At 70.9% G+C, this 17555-nt stretch carries 15 protein-coding genes; 10 read left to right on the top strand and 5 right to left on the bottom strand.

Features of this window, described 5'->3' with window-relative positions; translation table 11 throughout:
• Positions 1-179: 179 nt before the first annotated feature.
• Together IPG72_00580 and IPG72_00575 are read right to left on the bottom strand one after the other, a co-directional pair.
• A complete protein-coding gene (locus tag IPG72_00580) occupies positions 180-614 on the bottom strand; it encodes a hypothetical protein (protein MBK6767539.1) in 435 nt (144 codons plus the stop codon).
• A gap of 41 nt (positions 615-655) precedes the next feature.
• Positions 656-1045 (bottom strand): nucleotidyltransferase domain-containing protein, encoded by a 390-nt coding sequence (locus IPG72_00575; protein ID MBK6767538.1) that lies wholly within the window; start codon positions 1043-1045, stop codon positions 656-658.
• Positions 1046-1287: 242 nt separating this feature from the next.
• Here IPG72_00575 and IPG72_00570 point away from each other — a divergent pair, with 242 nt between their 5' ends.
• The 3 genes from IPG72_00570 (at position 1288) to IPG72_00560 (ending at position 4332) form a co-directional block, all read left to right on the top strand.
• A complete protein-coding gene (locus IPG72_00570; protein ID MBK6767537.1) occupies positions 1288-1719 on the top strand; it encodes a YciI family protein in 432 nt (143 codons plus the stop codon).
• Positions 1720-1893: 174 nt separating this feature from the next.
• On the top strand, positions 1894-3210 hold the full coding sequence (locus IPG72_00565; GenBank protein ID MBK6767536.1) for an RNA polymerase sigma factor: 1317 nt from the start codon (positions 1894-1896) through the stop codon (positions 3208-3210).
• Positions 3211-3255: 45 nt separating this feature from the next.
• The gene (locus IPG72_00560; protein ID MBK6767535.1) at positions 3256-4332 is read left to right on the top strand and encodes a beta-lactamase family protein; all 1077 of its coding nucleotides are present in this window, start codon (positions 3256-3258) and stop codon (positions 4330-4332) included.
• Positions 4333-4350: 18 nt separating this feature from the next.
• Here IPG72_00560 and IPG72_00555 read toward each other — a convergent pair whose 3' ends face one another.
• Positions 4351-5583, bottom strand: coding sequence for a hypothetical protein (locus IPG72_00555; protein ID MBK6767534.1), 1233 nt, complete (start codon positions 5581-5583; stop codon positions 4351-4353).
• 318 nt (positions 5584-5901) lie between these two features.
• Here IPG72_00555 and IPG72_00550 point away from each other — a divergent pair, with 318 nt between their 5' ends.
• From IPG72_00550 to IPG72_00530, 5 genes are all read left to right on the top strand, one after another.
• A complete protein-coding gene (locus IPG72_00550; GenBank protein MBK6767533.1) occupies positions 5902-6219 on the top strand; it encodes a helix-turn-helix transcriptional regulator in 318 nt (105 codons plus the stop codon).
• 18 nt (positions 6220-6237) lie between these two features.
• The gene (locus IPG72_00545; protein ID MBK6767532.1) at positions 6238-6765 is read left to right on the top strand and encodes an SRPBCC family protein; all 528 of its coding nucleotides are present in this window, start codon (positions 6238-6240) and stop codon (positions 6763-6765) included.
• A 63-nt stretch (positions 6766-6828) separates the two neighbouring features.
• Positions 6829-7641, top strand: a complete 813-nt coding sequence (locus IPG72_00540) for an ABC-2 family transporter protein (protein ID MBK6767531.1) — start codon at positions 6829-6831, stop codon at positions 7639-7641.
• A gap of 20 nt (positions 7642-7661) precedes the next feature.
• Positions 7662-8501 (top strand): ABC-2 family transporter protein, encoded by an 840-nt coding sequence (locus tag IPG72_00535; GenBank protein MBK6767530.1) that lies wholly within the window; start codon positions 7662-7664, stop codon positions 8499-8501.
• The gene (locus tag IPG72_00530; GenBank protein MBK6767529.1) at positions 8498-9514 is read left to right on the top strand and encodes an ATP-binding cassette domain-containing protein; all 1017 of its coding nucleotides are present in this window, start codon (positions 8498-8500) and stop codon (positions 9512-9514) included. Before IPG72_00535 ends, IPG72_00530 begins: the two co-directional genes overlap by 4 nt.
• 21 nt (positions 9515-9535) lie before the next feature.
• Here the strand turns inward: IPG72_00530 and IPG72_00525 are convergent, their stop codons facing one another.
• Both IPG72_00525 and IPG72_00520 read right to left on the bottom strand, forming a co-directional pair.
• Positions 9536-10894, bottom strand: a complete 1359-nt coding sequence (locus IPG72_00525; GenBank protein MBK6767528.1) for a hypothetical protein — start codon at positions 10892-10894, stop codon at positions 9536-9538.
• Between the two features lie 40 nt (positions 10895-10934).
• Positions 10935-11639: a zinc metallopeptidase gene (locus tag IPG72_00520; protein ID MBK6767527.1), complete on the bottom strand. Its 705-nt coding sequence runs from the start codon at positions 11637-11639 to the stop codon at positions 10935-10937.
• Positions 11640-11772: 133 nt separating this feature from the next.
• Between IPG72_00520 and IPG72_00515 the strand changes: the two genes are divergently transcribed.
• Together IPG72_00515 and IPG72_00510 are read left to right on the top strand one after the other, a co-directional pair.
• The gene (locus tag IPG72_00515) at positions 11773-14601 is read left to right on the top strand and encodes a VWA domain-containing protein (protein ID MBK6767526.1); all 2829 of its coding nucleotides are present in this window, start codon (positions 11773-11775) and stop codon (positions 14599-14601) included.
• Between the two features lie 88 nt (positions 14602-14689).
• Positions 14690-17542 (top strand): VWA domain-containing protein, encoded by a 2853-nt coding sequence (locus IPG72_00510; GenBank protein MBK6767525.1) that lies wholly within the window; start codon positions 14690-14692, stop codon positions 17540-17542.
• Positions 17543-17555: the final 13 nt, after the last annotated feature.

The raw sequence follows: 17555 nt of genomic DNA, 5'->3' as shown, positions 1-17555 counted from the left end.
GTGGTTCCCGCAGCGTGCGGCGTCGCCCCCCCCCCCCCCCCCCCCCCCCCCCCGCCCCCCCCCCCCCCCCCCCCCCCCCCCCCCCGGCGCCCCCCCCCGCACCACCCCCCCCCCCGGGGCAACCCCCCCGGGCCCCCCCCCCCGGGGGCGTGAACGACGCTCAGGCGTTCGACACCGCGCTACTCCACTGCAGCCGCGTCCAACCAATCGGCAAATGCCGCCAACTGGGCCGTCACCATCGCCATCGTGACTCCAACGTCCGTAACCAGCACATCGATTTGCCCGGCATCGAGGTTGTAGGTGTAGGCGTTGCGCACTACGTGCCGAAAGCCGCGGTAGCGATCGAGCGTGGCGTGTAGGTCGGAAGTGATGACCGGCGGCCGGACGTCCGTGACCGGGGCGGCCATTTGGGCCAGGAGTTCGGCGTGCCAACTCGGCCCTTCGGGCAAGGTGTCGTCCACCTGCCGCGCCACTTGCTCGAACAGCCGCTCGACGCCTGAATAGAATGCGTGGAGGTTGAGCGCTGCCGCGTCGACGTAGCGATCGTCATCAGCGTGCCGTGCCGCCGCCAGCGATCCTGCAGCGCGCTGGGTCACACGCGCCAGGGCGGGCATCTCCTGCCTGATGCGGCCGGCCAGCGTCCGGTAGCTTGGCCTCACAGCGCCACCCCGTATTCCTCGACCGTCGCCCTCAGATGATCCGGGCAGCGCTCCATGGCCACGAGGTCGACTCCGAACTCGGCGGCGACGCCCTGCAACTGACCTACCGCCGTGAAGTAGTCGTCGTCCCGAATGCCCCACGCGGCAAGGTCGATGTCGGAGCGGGTGCCAAACCAGCGCCCCTCGTTCTCGATCAGAGACCCGAACACCACGATACGCTCGGCGCCGAAGCGCTCGCGGAGGAGCGCCGCGCAGGAGCGTGCGGCCGACCATGCGCGATCGCGCTTGGCGGCGCGGGCGGCGGCGTCTTCGGCGTTGCGGCGGCGGACGGTGGCGCGGTGGGCTGCGGTTACCGTGGGTGGTGGAAGGGGCGGTGGGGTCAACATAGAGGCAGTTTATCAGAGGGTGGCAAGCGTGACCACAGCCGCGGTGGCGTGCTAGATTTCCCTGCGGATCCATGCGACGTGTTAGACCCGACGGGCGCGTGAGTGCATCCGGACAAGTCGCGACGGACTTCGGCCCGCCATGTCGATTTCGCGTCGCGCCGTTCGACGCTGGTGTAGAGGCCGGTCAAGCGGGCCTCGCAACCAGAACTCGAACCAGTAACCAGCGACAAGGAGAGCGAACGATGCGCGTCATGGTGATCGTGAAGGCCACCGCGGATTCCGAAGCCGGCGTCATGCCGAGCGAGCAGCGGATGACCGAGATGGGCGCCTACAACGAGCAGCTCGTAAACGCCGGCATCATGCTGGCCGGCGAGGGCCTCCATCCGAGCACGAAGGGCGCCCGCGTCCAGTTCGCGGGCACGAACCGCACCGTCGTCGACGGCCCGTTCGCCGAGACCAAGGAGCTTGTCGCAGGCTTCTGGCTCTGGCAGGTGCGGTCGATGGACGAGGCGATCGAGTGGGTGAAGCGCTGCCCGAACCCGATGCTCGGGCCGTCCGAGATCGAGATCCGGCCGGTGTTCGAGGCCGAGGACTTCGGCGCCGAGTACACGCCGGAGCTGCGTGAGCAGGAGGATCGGCTGCGGGCGAAGGTGGAGGCGCAGCAGGCGTCGTAGGCGGTCGCCGCGCTGCTCGGCGGCCTGCTCATCGCAGACGCCCGCCGAAGCCTGACGGTTACCCGGGTGAATCGCGACGGTCACTCAGGCGAGTCGCGACGGTCACCCGGGTGAATCGTGACGATCGCCCAGGTGAAACATGACCGTCGCGGTGGGATATGTGATGATCGAACCATGCCGACGTCCGCCACCCACCGCGCCATCGACGCCGTCTGGCGGATCGAGTCCGCGCGCCTGATCGCCGGCCTCACCCGCATCGTCCGCGATGTCGGCCTGGCCGAGGACCTCGCCCAAGACGCGCTCGTCAGCGCGCTCAAGCAGTGGCCTGAGTCAGGCGTCCCGGACAACCCGGGCGCCTGGCTCATGGCCGCGGCCAAGCACCGGGCGATCGACCAGTTCCGGCGCGCCGAGCGGCTCGACGTGAAGTACGCGGCCATCGCGCACACCCTCGAGGCCGAGCACGACGACGCCGCGGCGGACCGCGACGCGGCGCTCGACGGGGTCGGGGTCGATGCCGATGACGACGTCGGCGACGACCTGCTGCGGCTCGTCTTCATCGCCTGCCACCCCGTCCTGTCCACGGAAGCGCGTGTCGCGCTCACGCTCCGCCTCCTCGGCGGCCTGACGACGGACGAGATCGCCCGCGCCTTCCTCGTCGCCGAAGCGACCGTCGCGCAGCGGATCGTCCGCGCCAAGCGGACCCTTGCCGAGGCGCGCGTCCCGTTCGAGGTCCCGCGCGGCGCCGACCGTGCCGCCCGCCTTTCGTCCGTCCTCGAGGTCATCTACCTGATCTTCAACGAAGGCTACTCGACCACCGCCGGGGACGACTGGCTCCGGCCGGCGCTGTGCGACGAGGCGCTCCGCCTGGCCCGCATCCTGGCCGGCCTCGCGCCCGGCGAGCCCGAAGTGCACGGCCTCGTCGCCCTTCTCGAGATCCAGGCATCCCGTACGCACGCGCGCGTCGGCCCGTCCGGCGAGCCGATCCTCCTGCTCGACCAGAACCGTAGCCGCTGGGACCAGCTCCTCATCCGCCGCGGCCTGGCAGCCCTCGACCGTGCGGCAGCGCTCGCCGCCGCACAGGGCGGTGCGCTCGGCCCGTACGCCCTCCAGGCCGCGATCGCCGCTTGCCACGCTCGGGCGCGAACCGCCACGGATACGGATTGGGGCCGCATCGCCGCGCAGTACGACGCGCTCGCCCAACTCGCCCCGTCCCCCGTCGTCGAGCTGAACCGCGCCGTGGCCGTGGCGATGGCGTTCGGTCCGGCGGAGGGCCTCGCGATCGTCGACGGGCTCGTCGCGGAGCCGGCGCTCAAGGCATACCACCTGCTGCCGAGCGTGCGGGGCGACTTGCTGGCCAAGCTCGGGCGCTCCGACGAGGCGCGCGCGGAGTTCGAGCGGGCGGCGGGGATGACGCGCAACGGGCGGGAGCGGGCGTTGTTGCTGGGGCGGGCGGGGGAGTGCGGGTCCAGATCCGTTTCCACCACGCAGTAGAATCGGTCCCGTCCAGCCGCCTCCCCATCTGCAGGAGGGCCGACCATGTCCTGGCAATCCCGTATCGCCCCCCTCGCCGAAGCCGCCCTACACAACCGCGCCGTCCCCGGCCTCGTCCTTGCCGTGGCGCGCGGCCACGACGTGCCCGAATACCTCGTGCTCGGCACCGACGCCGCCGGCCGCGCCTTGACGACGGACTCGCTGTTCCCGGTGGCCTCGATCACCAAGCTGGCGACGGCGCTGGCGGTCCTGCGCCTCGTCGCTGACGGGATGCTCGAGCTCGACGATCCGCTGGCCAAGCACCTGCCCGATGCCGCCGCCGCTCAGGACGGCGTGACCCTTCGCACCATGCTCAGCCACACGGCGGGCCTGCCGATCGACCTCGCACCCGAGGCTGCTCCGTACGCGCCGGGGCTCGACTGGCCGGCTCTCGTCCGCGCCTGCCTCGCGACCCCGCCGGCGGCTGCGCCCCTGATCGAAGTCCAGTACAGCAACGTCGGCTCCGGCCTGCTGGCCATCGTCGTCGAGCGGCGGACCGGACTGCCGATCCGCGAGGCGCTCGAAACCCACGTGCTGTCGCCGCTCGGCATCGAAGGCACCCTCGGCAGCGAGCCGCCGCGCCCGCCGGCCGTGCTGACGGGCGAGCTCGGCGACCATGCCGGCACCGCGCTCGAGCCCTTCAACTCGCCCTTCTGGCGATCGCTCGGCATGCCGTGGGGCGGCCTGCTGACGACGGCCGCCGGTGCGCTCGCGCTGGTACGGGCGTACGCCGGTGTGCCCGCCGGCTTCCTGCCCGCCGACATCCTCGCCGACGCCACCCGCGACCAGACCGGCGGGCTCGGCGGCGGCCTCTTCGGGTCGCTGCGTTGGCCGCGCTGCCCATGGGGCCTCGGCGCCGAGCTGCGCGGCGACAAGGCGCCCCATTGGACGCCGGCCGAGGCCTCGCCCGACTCCTTCGGCCACGTCGGCGCCAGCGGCTGCCTGGCCTGGTGCGACCCGGCGGCGGACGTGGCCTGGGCGATCCTGGGCACGCGCACCTTCGAGCGGTGGTGGCGGGCATGGCCCTCGATCGGGGCGGCGGTATTGGCGACCGGCGGGCCGGCGGGCTCGGTCAGCGCGTGATGACGCTGACCTTGGTCATCATCGCCAGCCGCCCGACCGGAACGTCACCGGCAGCCAAGCGCGCGCCACGATCGTCGCCGACCACTCCGAACCGTCGCTGAGCCGGAACCGCGCCACCGCCGGCCGCTCGCCCACCATGCTGACGGCCTCGGCGATGTAGAGACCGTCGCCGTCCAGGGCCAGCCCGACCGCGCGCCGGGGCAGCGGCGCGCGCAGCGCGAGGGCGGGGCGGAGGGGATCGCTCACGTCGAACACGGCCAGTCCATCGGCGGTAAGCGCGAGCCAGCGTTCGTTCGCATCGACCATGATCGGGCCGAAGTCGGCGATGACGCCGTCGCCGAAGTCGCGCAGGCCCGGCAACGTCGTCGATGCGGCGGGCACGGGGTGCAGTGGATCGGCCAGATCGAAGCCGATGATCTTTCCATCCGCGACGAACGCACGCTGCCATTCCTCGTCGACCACCCAGAGAATGCGTCCGTCGGGCGAAACTGCGAGGCCGCGTCCGCGCCGCAGCCCCGGCAGCGTGCCCGCTCGGCGCGGCTTGACCATGTCGCGCGTGTCGACGACGTCCACTCGATCTTCGTACAACAGATAGACCGCGCCGCCGGGACCCGCGGCGATCTCGTCCGGGCGGCTCCCGACATTCCATCGGCCCGACGCGCGCGGCCGTGCGGGATCGGACAGGTCGATGACCCGAAGGTCGTGCCGGTCCTCGAGCGTGTACGCCCGGTCGCCGAAGACCTCGATCTTGGAAGGCCAACCGTCGATGTCGACCGCGCCGACGCCGCTGACCGTGCCGTCGTCGACCACGCCGTAGACGCCGATCGTCACCGGACGGTCGCGGTTGACGCCCGTCGCGCGCTGGCCGGCGACGACGATCCGTTGGCCGTCGGTGCGGACGGCCCAGGCGCCGAGGCCGAGCGTCCACCGAGCTGTTGCCGGCCAGCCGTCGGAGGCGCCTACTTCGACGACCGGCGTGCCGGACGCCCCCTCGGGATCCGTCGACTGCTCGGGCGCGTAGGGCAGCCATGCGACCCGGCCCGCGGCCGCGTCGAGTCCGGCCGAGCGGCTGTCGAGCACCGCCGGACCGCCGATGACCGAGGCATCCCACCGCCGCCCGTCGAGCACGAGGCGCAGCGGGCGATCGAGCGCGGCACGCGCCGTCGAGACCGCGCCGACAGCGCCGATCGTGGCGACTGCGCCGGCTGCGACGATCGCACCGGCCGCAACGATCGCACGGGGGCCACCCATCGCACCCACGAAGACCGACGCACGCGTGGTCCAGGTGCATGTAGAAGGGACAACTCGCTGGCGCATTCGCATTGTTGCACGTCCAATCCCGGTTCGTTGTCCGTACAGTCGCGTGGCGGCGGGGCATCGTCTAGGCTGCCCGCACAATACCGCACGCCACGGATCGAGGCGAAACGGATTGGAGCACGTTCGCACGATCCACGCGACCCAGCGAGCCCGCGACGTCGGCACCCAATAACCGAACGGTAGGGTCAAACAGCATGCCGTGCCCCTGCCGTTCGGTTGACCCGTGACCGTTCGGTCACATATGATCCCCCCATGACGGACGACGACCGTGTTTTCAAGGCGCTCGCCGACCCGACGCGTCGCATCCTGCTCGACCGGCTCTTCGAGCGTGACGGCCGCACGCTGACCGAGCTCGAGTCCACGCTGGAGATGACGCGATTCGGGGTGATGAAGCACCTGCGCGTGCTCGAGGAGGCGAACCTCATCGTCACGCGCCGGTCCGGCCGGGAGAAGCTGCACTACCTGAACCCCGTGCCGATCCGGCTGATCCACGACCGGTGGATCGACAAGTTCACCGAGCGTCGGATCACGGCGCTCACCGACCTCAAGAAGGAACTGGAGGACACATAGATCATGACAGCTTCGGACATGACCGGCCCCGACACCGCCCCGCCGACGAAGGCGGCCGCGACCACCCAGGTCCACCGCGTCTACATCCAGGCCACGCCGCAGCAGGTCTGGGATGCCATCACCCAGCCCGAGTGGAACGCGCGCTACGGCTACCCCGGCCACAGCGAGTACGACCTCCGACCCGGCGGCGCCTACCGCGGTATCGCCGACGCCAACATGATGGCGATGGGCCTCCCGGAGCTTCTCGTGGACGGCGAGGTCCTCGAGGCGGACCCGCCGCGGCGGCTCGTCCAGACGTGGCGCTTCAACTGGAGCCCGGAGATCATCGCCGAAGGCTACACGCGCCTCACGTGGGAGACGGCGGAGGAGATCGGCGGGATCACGCGCCTCACCGTGACGCACGAGCTCGAGGGCGCGCCGCTCACGGCCGAGCAGGTCGGCGGGTCGGCCCCGATGGTCGAAGGCGGCGGCGGCTGGGCGATGATCTTGAGCGGGCTGAAGACGCTGCTCGAGACCGGGAAGGATCTCGGGATCCACGACGCCTGATCGATCGCGGCGCGGGCTCTGGTCGGCCGGGGCCCGCGCCGCTTGGCGTGGCACAATCCCGCCATGGTCTTTCTCGCCATCGCCCGCCAGAGCTTCCGCCGCCACCTCACGTACCGCGCCGCCGCCGCCGCCGGCCTGCTGACGAACTTCTTTTTCGGTATGGTCCGCGTCGCCGTGATCACCGCGCTCTACGACGGCCGGTCGGAGGCCGCCGGCATCACGCTGCCCGCCGCCATCACGTTCACCGCGCTCAGCCAGGCCGTCATCGGCCCGCTGGCGGCGTTCAGCTGGTTCGACGTGATGCGCAGCGTCCACTCGGGCGAGATCGCGGGCGACCTGCTCCGTCCGATCGGCTACCTGACGTACTGGCTGGCCAACGACTTCGGCCGCGCGCTCACGCAGTTCCTGCTGCGCGGCGTGCCGATGCTCATCGGCTACGTCCTCCTGTTCCCGTGGATCGCCCCCGCCGGCACGCACTTCGTGTGGCCGCAGGGCGGCGCGATGTGGGCGGCCACAGGCCTGTGCGCCGTGCTGGCGTGGCTGATCAGCTTCGGCTGGCGCTTCCTGTCGAACCTCAGCGCCTTCTGGTCGCCCGACGCGCGAGGGATCATCCGCTTCGTCTTTTCGCTCAGCTGGTTCGCATCGGGGTTCCTGTTCCCGCTGCGCTACTTCCCGGACTGGCTGCAACGGCTCTGCGCACTGACGCCGTTCGCCTACACCGTCAACGCGATCACGGAGGTGTATCTGGGCTTACAGCAGGGAGACAATGTGGTGCGCCTCCTCGCGATCCAGGCCGCCTGGGCCGCCGCGCTCCTCGTCGCCGGCGCCCTCGTCCTGCGCGCCGGCGTGCGTCGCCTCGTCATCCTCGGCGGTTGAGGGCAACGACGATGTCGACGATGGATGCGCGCGACGACGTCCTGTCCGGACTGCGCCACCACCTTGGCCTGCTCATCCGGCTCGTCCGCGCGCAGGTGCGCTCACAGCTCCAGTACCGCGTCTCGTTCACGATGGACGTCGTCTCGTCGTTCCTCATGTTCGGATTCGAGTTCGGTGCGCTGGCCGCGCTGTTCGTCCGCTTCGAGACGCTCGGAGGCTGGACGCTGGGCGAGGTCGCGTTCATGGGCGGCCTGACCGCCGTTTCCTTCAAGACGATGGACATGCTCTTCAGCGGCTTCGACCCACCGGCATTCGGCGAACACGTCCGCAAAGGCACGTTCGACGCGATCCTGCTCCGGCCGGCGCCGCTCACCCTTCAGGTCCTCGGCTCGCGCTTCGTCCTCATGCGCGTTGGGGCGATCGCCGAGGGCGTCGCGGTCTTCGGCCTGGCGCTGTGGCTTGTCGACGTCCAATGGACCGCCGCCAAGCTCGCCTTCCTGCCGCTCGTCGTCCTCGGCCAGCTGGCCTTCTTCGCCGCCCTCTTCGTCATCGGTTCGACCGTCACGTTCTGGACCGTCGATTCGATCGAGGCGATGAACATCCTGACCTACGGCGGCCACGAGCTGAACCAATACCCGGCCCACATCTACCCGCTCGGGCTGCGGCGCTTCTTCACCTACATCGTCCCGACGCTTTTCCTGGCCTACTACCCGACGCTCTACGTGCTCGACAAGCCCGACCCGACCGGCATGCCGCCGTGGGTGCGCTTCATCGGCCCGCTCATCGGCCTGGGCGCGTTCGCCGGCGCGATGGCGATCTGGCGAATCGGCATCCGCCACTACCGGAGCACGGGCACATGAACGAACGGTTCGGCGAATTGGGGCGCGACGAGCCGCTCATCGCCGTCAGCGAGCTCGCCAAGCACTTCGCCGTGCGCCGGCGGCCGACGGTCCGCGCCGTCGACGGCGTCACGTTCAGCGTCGCGCCCGGCGAGCTCGTCGGTTACCTGGGCCCGAACGGCGCCGGCAAGTCGACGACGCTGAAGATGCTCACCGGCCTGCTCGTGCCGACGTCGGGCGACGTCACCGTCGCCGGCCGCATCCCGTGGCGGGAGCGGCGCGCCCACGTGGCCACGATCGGCGCCGTGTTCGGCCAGCGCACGTCGCTATGGTGGGACCTGCCGGTCATCGAGTCGTTCGACCTACTGCGCTACATCTACCGCATCCCGCCCGAACGATATCGAGCGAACCTCGACGCTTTCCGCGACCTGCTCGACCTCGACGCGTTCCTCCAATCACCCGTTCGCTCCCTGTCCCTTGGCCAGCGCATGCGCGCCGACTTCGCCGCGGCCATGCTGCACGATCCGGACGTCCTGTTCCTGGACGAGCCCACGATCGGCCTCGACGTCGTCGCCAAGGAGCGCGTCCGCCGCTTCATCCGCCACCTGAACGCCGAGCGCGGCACGACCGTTCTCCTCACGACGCACGATCTGGCCGATGTCGAGCGCTTGTGCGACCGTGTCCTGATCATCGACGGTGGCCGGCTGCTCTACGACGGCAACCTGACCGAGCTCCAGCGGCGCTTCGGCGGCCGCCGCGAGCTCGTCGTCGACTTGGCCGAGGATGTCGACGGTGCGGCGGACGCCGGCGGCGACGTTCGGCTGGACGACGCCCGCCTCGCCGTCCATGGCGCCGAGGTCATCGCCCGCGACGGCCCGCGGATCACCTATGCCTTCGATCGTGATGCGACGACGGCCGCCGACCTCATCGCCCGCGTGACGCAGCGGTTGAAGGTCGTCGACCTCGCGCTGAAGGAGCCTGACATCGAGACGACCGTTCGGCGGATCTATGAGGAGAGGCTGCTGGACGCATAGCGACCACCCGGCCGGTTCGGGCTACTTCCACCGCACCTCGATCTGATCCACCCACGCCTCGAAATCGTGCCCCGACGCCTTGATCTCGAGCCGCTTCAGCCGCACCGGCGCCGCCGACCACCCCGCGAAGCCGCGGCGGTTCGCGGCGTCGAGCAGGTTGCCGCTGTCGAAAGCGGTCCACTCGCGCGGCGTGACCTGGACGTCGCGCCCCTCGATCACGCGCGCGCCGGCGAACTCACTGCCGCTCGGGTCGGGCGCCAGACTGTAGAAGCCGGTGAACCAGCGCTGCTCGTTTCCCGCCGCGTCCCCGACGACGAGCGTCACGATCAGCGGGAACTCCTCGGCGCGGTCCCCCCCGCCCGGCAGCGACTGGCGGTCGATTCGCACCGTGGCGGCGACGCTCAGCCACGTGGCGTCCGTGAGGTCGAACGCCTCGAAGTCGCGTGCCAGCACGAGGTCGGCCGGCGTCTTGTTCGAGCCCTCGCGCGCGAATCGCATCGCCGTCCGGCCGCCCGGCGTGAGCACGTGTGTCAGCTGCGGTGGGGCCGCGGTGTCGGCGACGACAGGCGAAGCCACCCAGCCCTCGTCCTCGACGGGCGGCCGGTCGAAGTCGGAGTCCGGCAGGACGTTCTCGGGGCGATCGGTGGCCGCCGAAGGCCACGCACCCCGCCGGATCACCGTCCGCTCACCGCGCCGGACGACGACCATGCGGGTCGCGGCGGAAGGAGCCGGCGGCGCATCGTTCGTTTCGGCATTCGCCGTGACGGACGCCTGCCCCATCGCGACGGCCACCCGCAGCACGTCGTCGTCCAGCCGCAGCTGCACGTGCGTCTCGGGCGCAAGCGAAACGCGACCGTGGGGCGTATCGATGTGGTAGTCCGGCGCGCGGTCGGGCGGGCCGTCGTAGAAGCGAGCGCCGGCGCGCAGCAGCGCCGTTCCGGCCGGCACGGGCTCGAGGGTCAGCGCGATCGTCGGGCGGCGGATGCCGAACGGGAACAGGGGGCGGCGCAGACGCGTGAGGCGGAGGCGCCCGAAGCGTTCGATCTGGGCGGTCGACCCGTCGACGAAGCGCAGGAAGGCGGCCGCGTTCCCACCCCCGGCGAGCTCGAGCGTAGCATTCTCCGGCGCCTGCCATGACTCGTCCTCGCGCAGCGACGGCAAGCAGTCCGATCCCAGGCAGCGATCCAAGCCGCCGGCGGTCACCCGGACCTCGGCGTTCGCACGGCGGGTGGCCAAGTGAGCCCATCGCCAGCCGGCCCATGGTCCGCCGACGGCCAGTGCGACGAAGATGGTGAACGCGACGAGCAGGATCGACCAGCACAGCACCTGGATGCGTCTTGGGTCGAGCCCTTCGATCGCGCTCTCGCCGCGCGCCGACATCGGCGGGCCCGTTGCGATTTCCGTCGGTGTGCGCGGGAGGCTAATCGCGCCGACCGGTCAGCAGCGAGACCCAGTACAGCAGCTGGAGCACAGCCCCGGCCGCCGCCGCCACATAGGTCAGCGCCGCGGCGTCGAGGACGGCGTTGACGCCCTGCGCGTCGCTCCCCGACACCAAGCCGAGTTCGCCCAGCGTGCGCTTGGCCCGCCGGCTGGCGTCGAACTCGACGGGCAGCGTGACGAGCGTGAAGAGGACGGCCGCGCTGAACATCAGCACGCCGGTCCAAGCGACAAGGCCGCCGAGCCCGATTGAGCCCATCGACTGCAAGGCGAAGCCGCCGATCAACAACCACATCGCCAGCCCCGACCCCAGGTTTGCCGCCGGAACGAGCGCCGCGCGAAGGTTCAGCATCGCGTCGCCCACCTTGTCCTGCTCGGCGTGGCCGAGTTCATGGGCCACGATCGCCATCGCGGCGACGGAGGGCTGGACGCTGGACTCGGACAGCCGGATGACCTTGCCGCGCGGGTCGTAGTGATCCGTCATCACGCCTTGGATGCTCTCGATTCCAACGTGGGTGAGGCCCCGTGCCTCCATGATCGCACGCGCCACAGCGGCGCCATTCAGGCCGCGGGCGTTCACGACGCGCGACCAACGGCCATAGGCGCTCTTCACGCGCCACTGCGCGTACAGCGAGAGGGCGAGGCTGGGCAACAGTACCCAGAGCATGTATGACCCTGAGCCAAACATCGATGGAACTCCCTGTCGTCAGGCAGACGAGGAGACAAACAGGAGCCTCGCCGCTGCGTGATATTATAGCGTCGCCGAAAACCCATGGATGCCAACGCCCCGTCGCTACCCGCGACGATGTTGGGAGGGTACTGTGCTCCGCCTCCGATTGACCTCCTCCCGCCGCTTGCCCCGCCTGCCCGCCGGACCGGGTCGACGAACGGTTGCGTTCGTCGCGGGCGCCGCGCTCGGCGGAATCGCCCTCGCGCGCGGGCTCGGCGCGCAGGACGCACCGGCGCTGCCGACGCCGCCCACCAGCTGCTTCGACCCCAACCCGTTCATCGCCACGACGTGCTTCGCGCGCGGAACGACGTTCGAGGACGAGCCGGCGGTCGTCCTCTTCCGCGACTCACCCGACGACACCGCCCACTACCCGGTGGCCACGATCGGACAGGTCGGGTCGCTGTGGGGCCTGGCGTACGATGCCCAGCGCGACGTGCTGTACGCCGCGGCATACCACAAGCGGAACACGCACTACGGACCGCTCGGCCCAGGGGGGATCTACGGCATCCACGTGGCCCGCTCCGACGTCACGCCGCTGTGGACGGTGCCGAATGCCGGGAGCAACATCCACGACGACACGAACAACTACCAGCCGGACGACCGCGGACGCAATCCGGTGTCGGAGACGAGCCTCGGCGACATCGACCTGTCCGACGACGGCAAGACGCTGTTCGTCATGAACCTGTACGACAAGAAGATCTATCGCTACGACGTGGGCACCGGCAAGCTGCTCGGCAGCTTCTTCAGCGGCGGCGACAGCCAGGCCTGGCGCCGTGAGGCGCGTCCGTTCGCGCTGGCCGTGCGCGATGGTTGGCTGTTCCACGGCGTGGTGAACAGCCAGCGCAAAGGGCAGAGCGATACCGCGCTCTGGGCGTATGTCTTCGCTTCCAAGCCCGACGGCACGGCGATGCGGAAGGTGGCCAGCCTGTTCATGGGCTACGACCGCGGCCCGAACACCCAGGGCTGGCGCCCGTGGCCCGAAGACGACGATCAGGGCTGGCGGCGCCAGGAATATCCGCTGCCCCTGCTGACGGACATCGAGTTCAACCGGGCCGGCGACATGATCCTTGGGTTCCGCGACCGCTACATCGACACCGGGCCGTCGCTGACCGAGGTCTATCGGCGGGCGTCCGGCGACGTCGTCCTGGCGCGCAAGACGGGCGCGCTCACCTGGGAGGTCGAGGACCTGACCAAGGGCGAGTTCTACACGGGCGACGACCTGGCCCAGCCCGGCGCGAACAACGACTTCGCCGAGATCACCGACGGCGGCCTGACGCAGCTGATGGGCCGCGACGTCGTCGTCTCGACGGCCATCAACCCGTTCCGCGGCTACTCGGACGGCGCCGTGTGGTTCGACAACGCGACGGGGGGCGACATCGCCCGCGAGGAGCTGCTCTACAACCGCCTGCGCCACGAGGGTCCGCAGGGCAAGATGCAGGGCCTCGGCGACGCCGAGCAGGTCTGCTTCACGCCGCCGACGCCGACGCCGACGAACACCGCGCCGACGGAGACCCCGACGCCCACCGAGACGCCGTCCCCGTCGGTCGTGCCGAGCGCGACCCCGACGGAGACGCCGACACGCACGTCGACGCCGGACCGCTACCGGATCTACCTCCCGCAGGGCGAGACGATCTGCCTGCCCAAGCGCCAGTACGTCGACGTCGTCCTCGTGCTGGACCGCTCGACGTCGATGCTGCGGCCCGTCGTGCCGGGCGGCGTGCCGAAGAACGAGGCGGCGATCGACGCGGCCAAGGTGTTCGTCGACCTGCTCGAGCTGACGCCCGACGCGCTCGGGCGGCACGACAACGTGGCGGTCGTCGGCTTCAACGACACGGCGTGGACGGAGGCGGGGCTGACGAACGATCGGGACGAGGTGCTGGCGGTGCTCGAGGGTTTGCGGTCCAAGACCGCCGAGGGGACACGCCTCGACCTCGCGCTGACCGAGGGCCAGCGGCCGCTGGAGGGGCCGGGGCGGGTGAAGGCGAACCTGCCGGTCATGATCCTCCTGACGGACGGCCTGCCCAACCGCGTCCCGACGCCGACGGCGGGCGGGCGGCAGGAGGACACCGTGCTGGCGGCGGCGACGGCGGCCAAGGATCGGGGGACGATGCTCTTCACGATCGGCCTCGGCACGACGCGGGACATCTACCCGCGGCTGATGATCGCCGCCGCCTCCGAGCCGTGGGCCTACCACTATGCGCCGCAGCCCGAGGACCTGGCCGGGATCTACGCCCAGATCGCGGACGTGTTCATCTACTGCGACCGCCCGAAGGCACCGCGGCCGACGCCCTGCGTGCCCGAGTTCGTCCACACGGACGTCGTGCTCGCCCTGGACATGAGCACGTCGATGTACCGCACGACGCGCGCCGGGCGCACGAAGCACGCGGCGGCGATCGAGGCCGCCAAGGCGTTCGTCCGCCAACTGGACTTCGAGCCGGACGGCTGGGCGCGCGAGGACACGGCGGCGGTCGTCGGCTTCAACGACACGGCGTGGACGTCGCTGGCGTTCAGCGACCGGCCGGCGGACGTCGAGACGGCGCTGGACCGGCTGTTGGACAAGATCGCCGAGGGAACGCGCCTCGACCTCGCGCTGGCGGAAGCCGGGGCGGCGATGGCGCGCGGGCCGCGGACACCCGAGAACCACGGCACGGTGATCCTCCTGACGGACGGCCTGCCCAACCGCGTCCCGACGCCCGAGGGGGGAGGCAAACAGGAGGACACCGTGCTCGCGGCCGCCGCGGCGCTGAAGGCCACCGGCGCACGGCTGTTCACGATCGGGCTCGGCGAGGAGGACGACGTGTTCAAGCAGCTGCTCCGGGATGCCGCTTCGTCGCCGGAGGACTTCTTCTTCGCGCCGGACGGGGAGGATCTGGAGGGGATTTATCGGCAGATTGCGGGGCGGATTCGGCCTTGTCCGTAGCGGGAATGGTGCCGTTGTCGCACTTGACCGCATCGGCGCGTTAGGAAGGGGTAGAAGCGGGGAACAACGAATCGACTGGGGGCGCACGATGAAGGCCGATCGGTCCCGTCCGTTCACGGCCCGCGGCGGGCTGAGCGCCGCGTCTCTCGTCGGCGTGGTCATCGTCGGTACCACCGCCCTCGGCGCGCCCGCGCGCCCGACGGTCGCGCCGCACGACGCCTTGCCGCCCCGCGACTGCGCGTCCCCCGACCCGTGGCTCGTCACGACGCTGTTCGCGCGCGGGCAGACGTTCGACGCCGAGCCGGCCGTCGTCGCGTTTCACGACACGCCGAACGATGATTCGGACGCACACGTCGAGCTGACGGACATGCGCAAGGTCGGCACGACGTACGGCGTGGCGTACGATCCGTACCGTGCCAGCGTCTACGTCGGGGCGTTCCACAAGCGCAACACGGCGCTGGGTCCGCTGGGTCCCGGCGGCATCTACCGTGTGCCGCTGGACGGCGGGGACGCCGAGCCGCTCGGTCGCGTGCCGGATGCGGGACGCGACATGCACGATCGGGACGGCAACTACCAGCCCGACGAGCGGGGCCGCGCGTACGCGGGCAAGACCGGCCTCGGCGACATCGACCTGAGCCCGGACGGCGCCGTGCTCTTTGCAGCGAACCTCGCCGAGCGGCGGATCGACCGACTGGACGTGGCCACGGGCCGGCCGATCGACCACTTCGCCCACGGCGCCGCGGCCGAGCCGTGGGCCGACGACGCCCGCCCGTTCGGGTTGGCCGTGCACGACGGCGCGCTCTACCACGGTGTCGTCCACTCCGCGGAACGCAGCCGGAGCGCCGTCGATCTGGCGGCGTACGTCTACCGCTCCGCGTTCGACGGCAGCGGGATGACCCTCGTCGCCCGTGTGCCGCTCGACTACCCGCGCGGCAAGCACCCCGACTGGAACCCGTGGCCGCAGAACGACGATCGCGGGCGCGAGACGAAGGAGTACCCGCACCCGCTGGTCAGTGACATCGAGTTCGACGCCGACGGTCGGATGATCCTGGGACTGCGCGACCGGTGGGTCGACACGGGCCCGTCGCTGACCGAGTACTACCGCGTGGCCGCCGGGGACGTGCTGCGCCTCGAGCCCGACGGCGCCGGCGGCTGGCTGCTCCCGCCGGGCACACACGACGCCTACGCGCACGACGACCTCGCGCCGATCCACGACGAGATCGTGCTGGGCGGTCTCGCCCAGCTTATCAGCCGGGACGTCGTCGTCTCCACGGCCATCGATCCCATTCGGGGCAACCCGTTCGGGACGAACATCGGCGCCGTATCCGCCGGCGCGGTCTGGTTCGACAACGGCACCGGCCGCGACGTGGCGCGCGAGGAGATCGTCTACAACGCGCGGACGCACAGCGGGCCGCACGGCAAGGCCATGGGGCTGGGCGACCTCGAGTTGCTGTGCGCGGAGCGCATCGCCACACCGACGACGACGCCGACGTCGGGAATAACGCCGGATGGAACCCCGACGCCGACCGAGACCCCCGCCCCGTCCGACACCCCGTCGCCGTCCGCCGTGCCGAGCGCAACGCCCACGTCAACGCCCACAGGCACCTCGACACCGGACCGCTACCGGATCTACCTCCCGCAAGGCGAGACGATCTGCCTGCCCAAGCGCCAGTACGTCGACGTCGTCCTCGTGCTCGACCGATCGACGTCGATGCTGCGGCCCGTCGTGCCGGGCGGCGTGCCGAAGAACGAGGCGGCGATCGATGCGGCCAAGACGTTCGTCGACCTGCTCGAGCTGACACCCGACGCGCTCGGGCGGCACGACAACGTGGCGGTCGTCGGCTTCAACGACACGGCGTGGACGGAGGCGGGGCTGACGAACGATCGGGACGAGGTGCTGGCGGTGCTCGAGGGATTGCGAACGAAGACCGCCGAGGGGACACGGCTCGACCTCGCGCTGACCGAGGGCCAGCGGCCGCTGGAGGGGCCGGGGCGGGTGAAGGCGAACCTGCCGGTCATGATCCTCCTGACGGACGGCCTGCCGAACAGGGTGCCGACGCCTCCGTCCGGCGGCCGCCAGGAGGACACCGTCCTCGCGGCGGCGACGGCGGCCAAGGATCGGGGGACGATGCTCTTCACGATCGGCCTCGGCACGACGCGGGACATCTACCCGCGGCTGATGATCGCCGCCGCCTCCGAGCCGTGGGCCTACCACTATGCGCCGCAGCCCGAGGACCTGGCCGGGATCTACGCCCAGATCGCGGACGTGTTCATCTACTGCGACCGCCCGAAGGCGCCCCGGCCGACGCCGTGCGTGCCCGAGTTCGTCCACACGGACGTCGTGCTCGCCCTGGACATGAGCACCTCGATGTACCGCACGACGCGCGCCGGGCGCACGAAGCACGCGGCGGCGATCGAGGCCGCCAAGACGTTCGTCCGCCAGCTGGACTTCGAGCCGGACGGCTGGGCGCGCGAGGACACGGCGGCGGTCGTCGGCTTCAACGACACGGCGTGGACGTCGCTGGCGTTCAGCGACCGGCCGGCGGACGTCGAGACGGCGCTGGACCGGCTGTTGGACAAGATCGCCGAGGGAACGCGCCTCGACCTCGCGCTGGCGGAAGCCGGGGCGGCGATGGCGCGCGGGCCGCGGACACCCGAGAACCACGGCACGGTGATCCTCCTGACGGACGGCCTGCCCAACCGCGTCCCGACGCCCGAGGGGGGAGGCAAACAGGAGGACACCGTGCTCGCGGCCGCCGCGGCGCTGAAGGCCACCGGCGCACGGCTGTTCACGATCGGGCTCGGCGAGGAGGACGACGTGTTCAAGCAGCTGCTCCGGGACGCGGCTTCGTCGCCGGAGGACTTCTTCTTCGCGCCGGACGGGGAGGATCTGGAGGGGATCTATCGGCAGATCGCGGGGCGGATTCGGCCTTGTCCGTAGCGGGAACCAGGGT

Origin of the sequence: Candidatus Avedoeria danica (assembly GCA_016703025.1) — a bacterium.
Lineage (GTDB): Bacteria > Chloroflexota > Anaerolineae > Epilineales > Epilineaceae > Avedoeria > Avedoeria danica.
The sequence above is the reverse complement of the archived record's forward strand: the minus strand, read 5'-3'. Positions and strand labels throughout refer to the sequence as shown.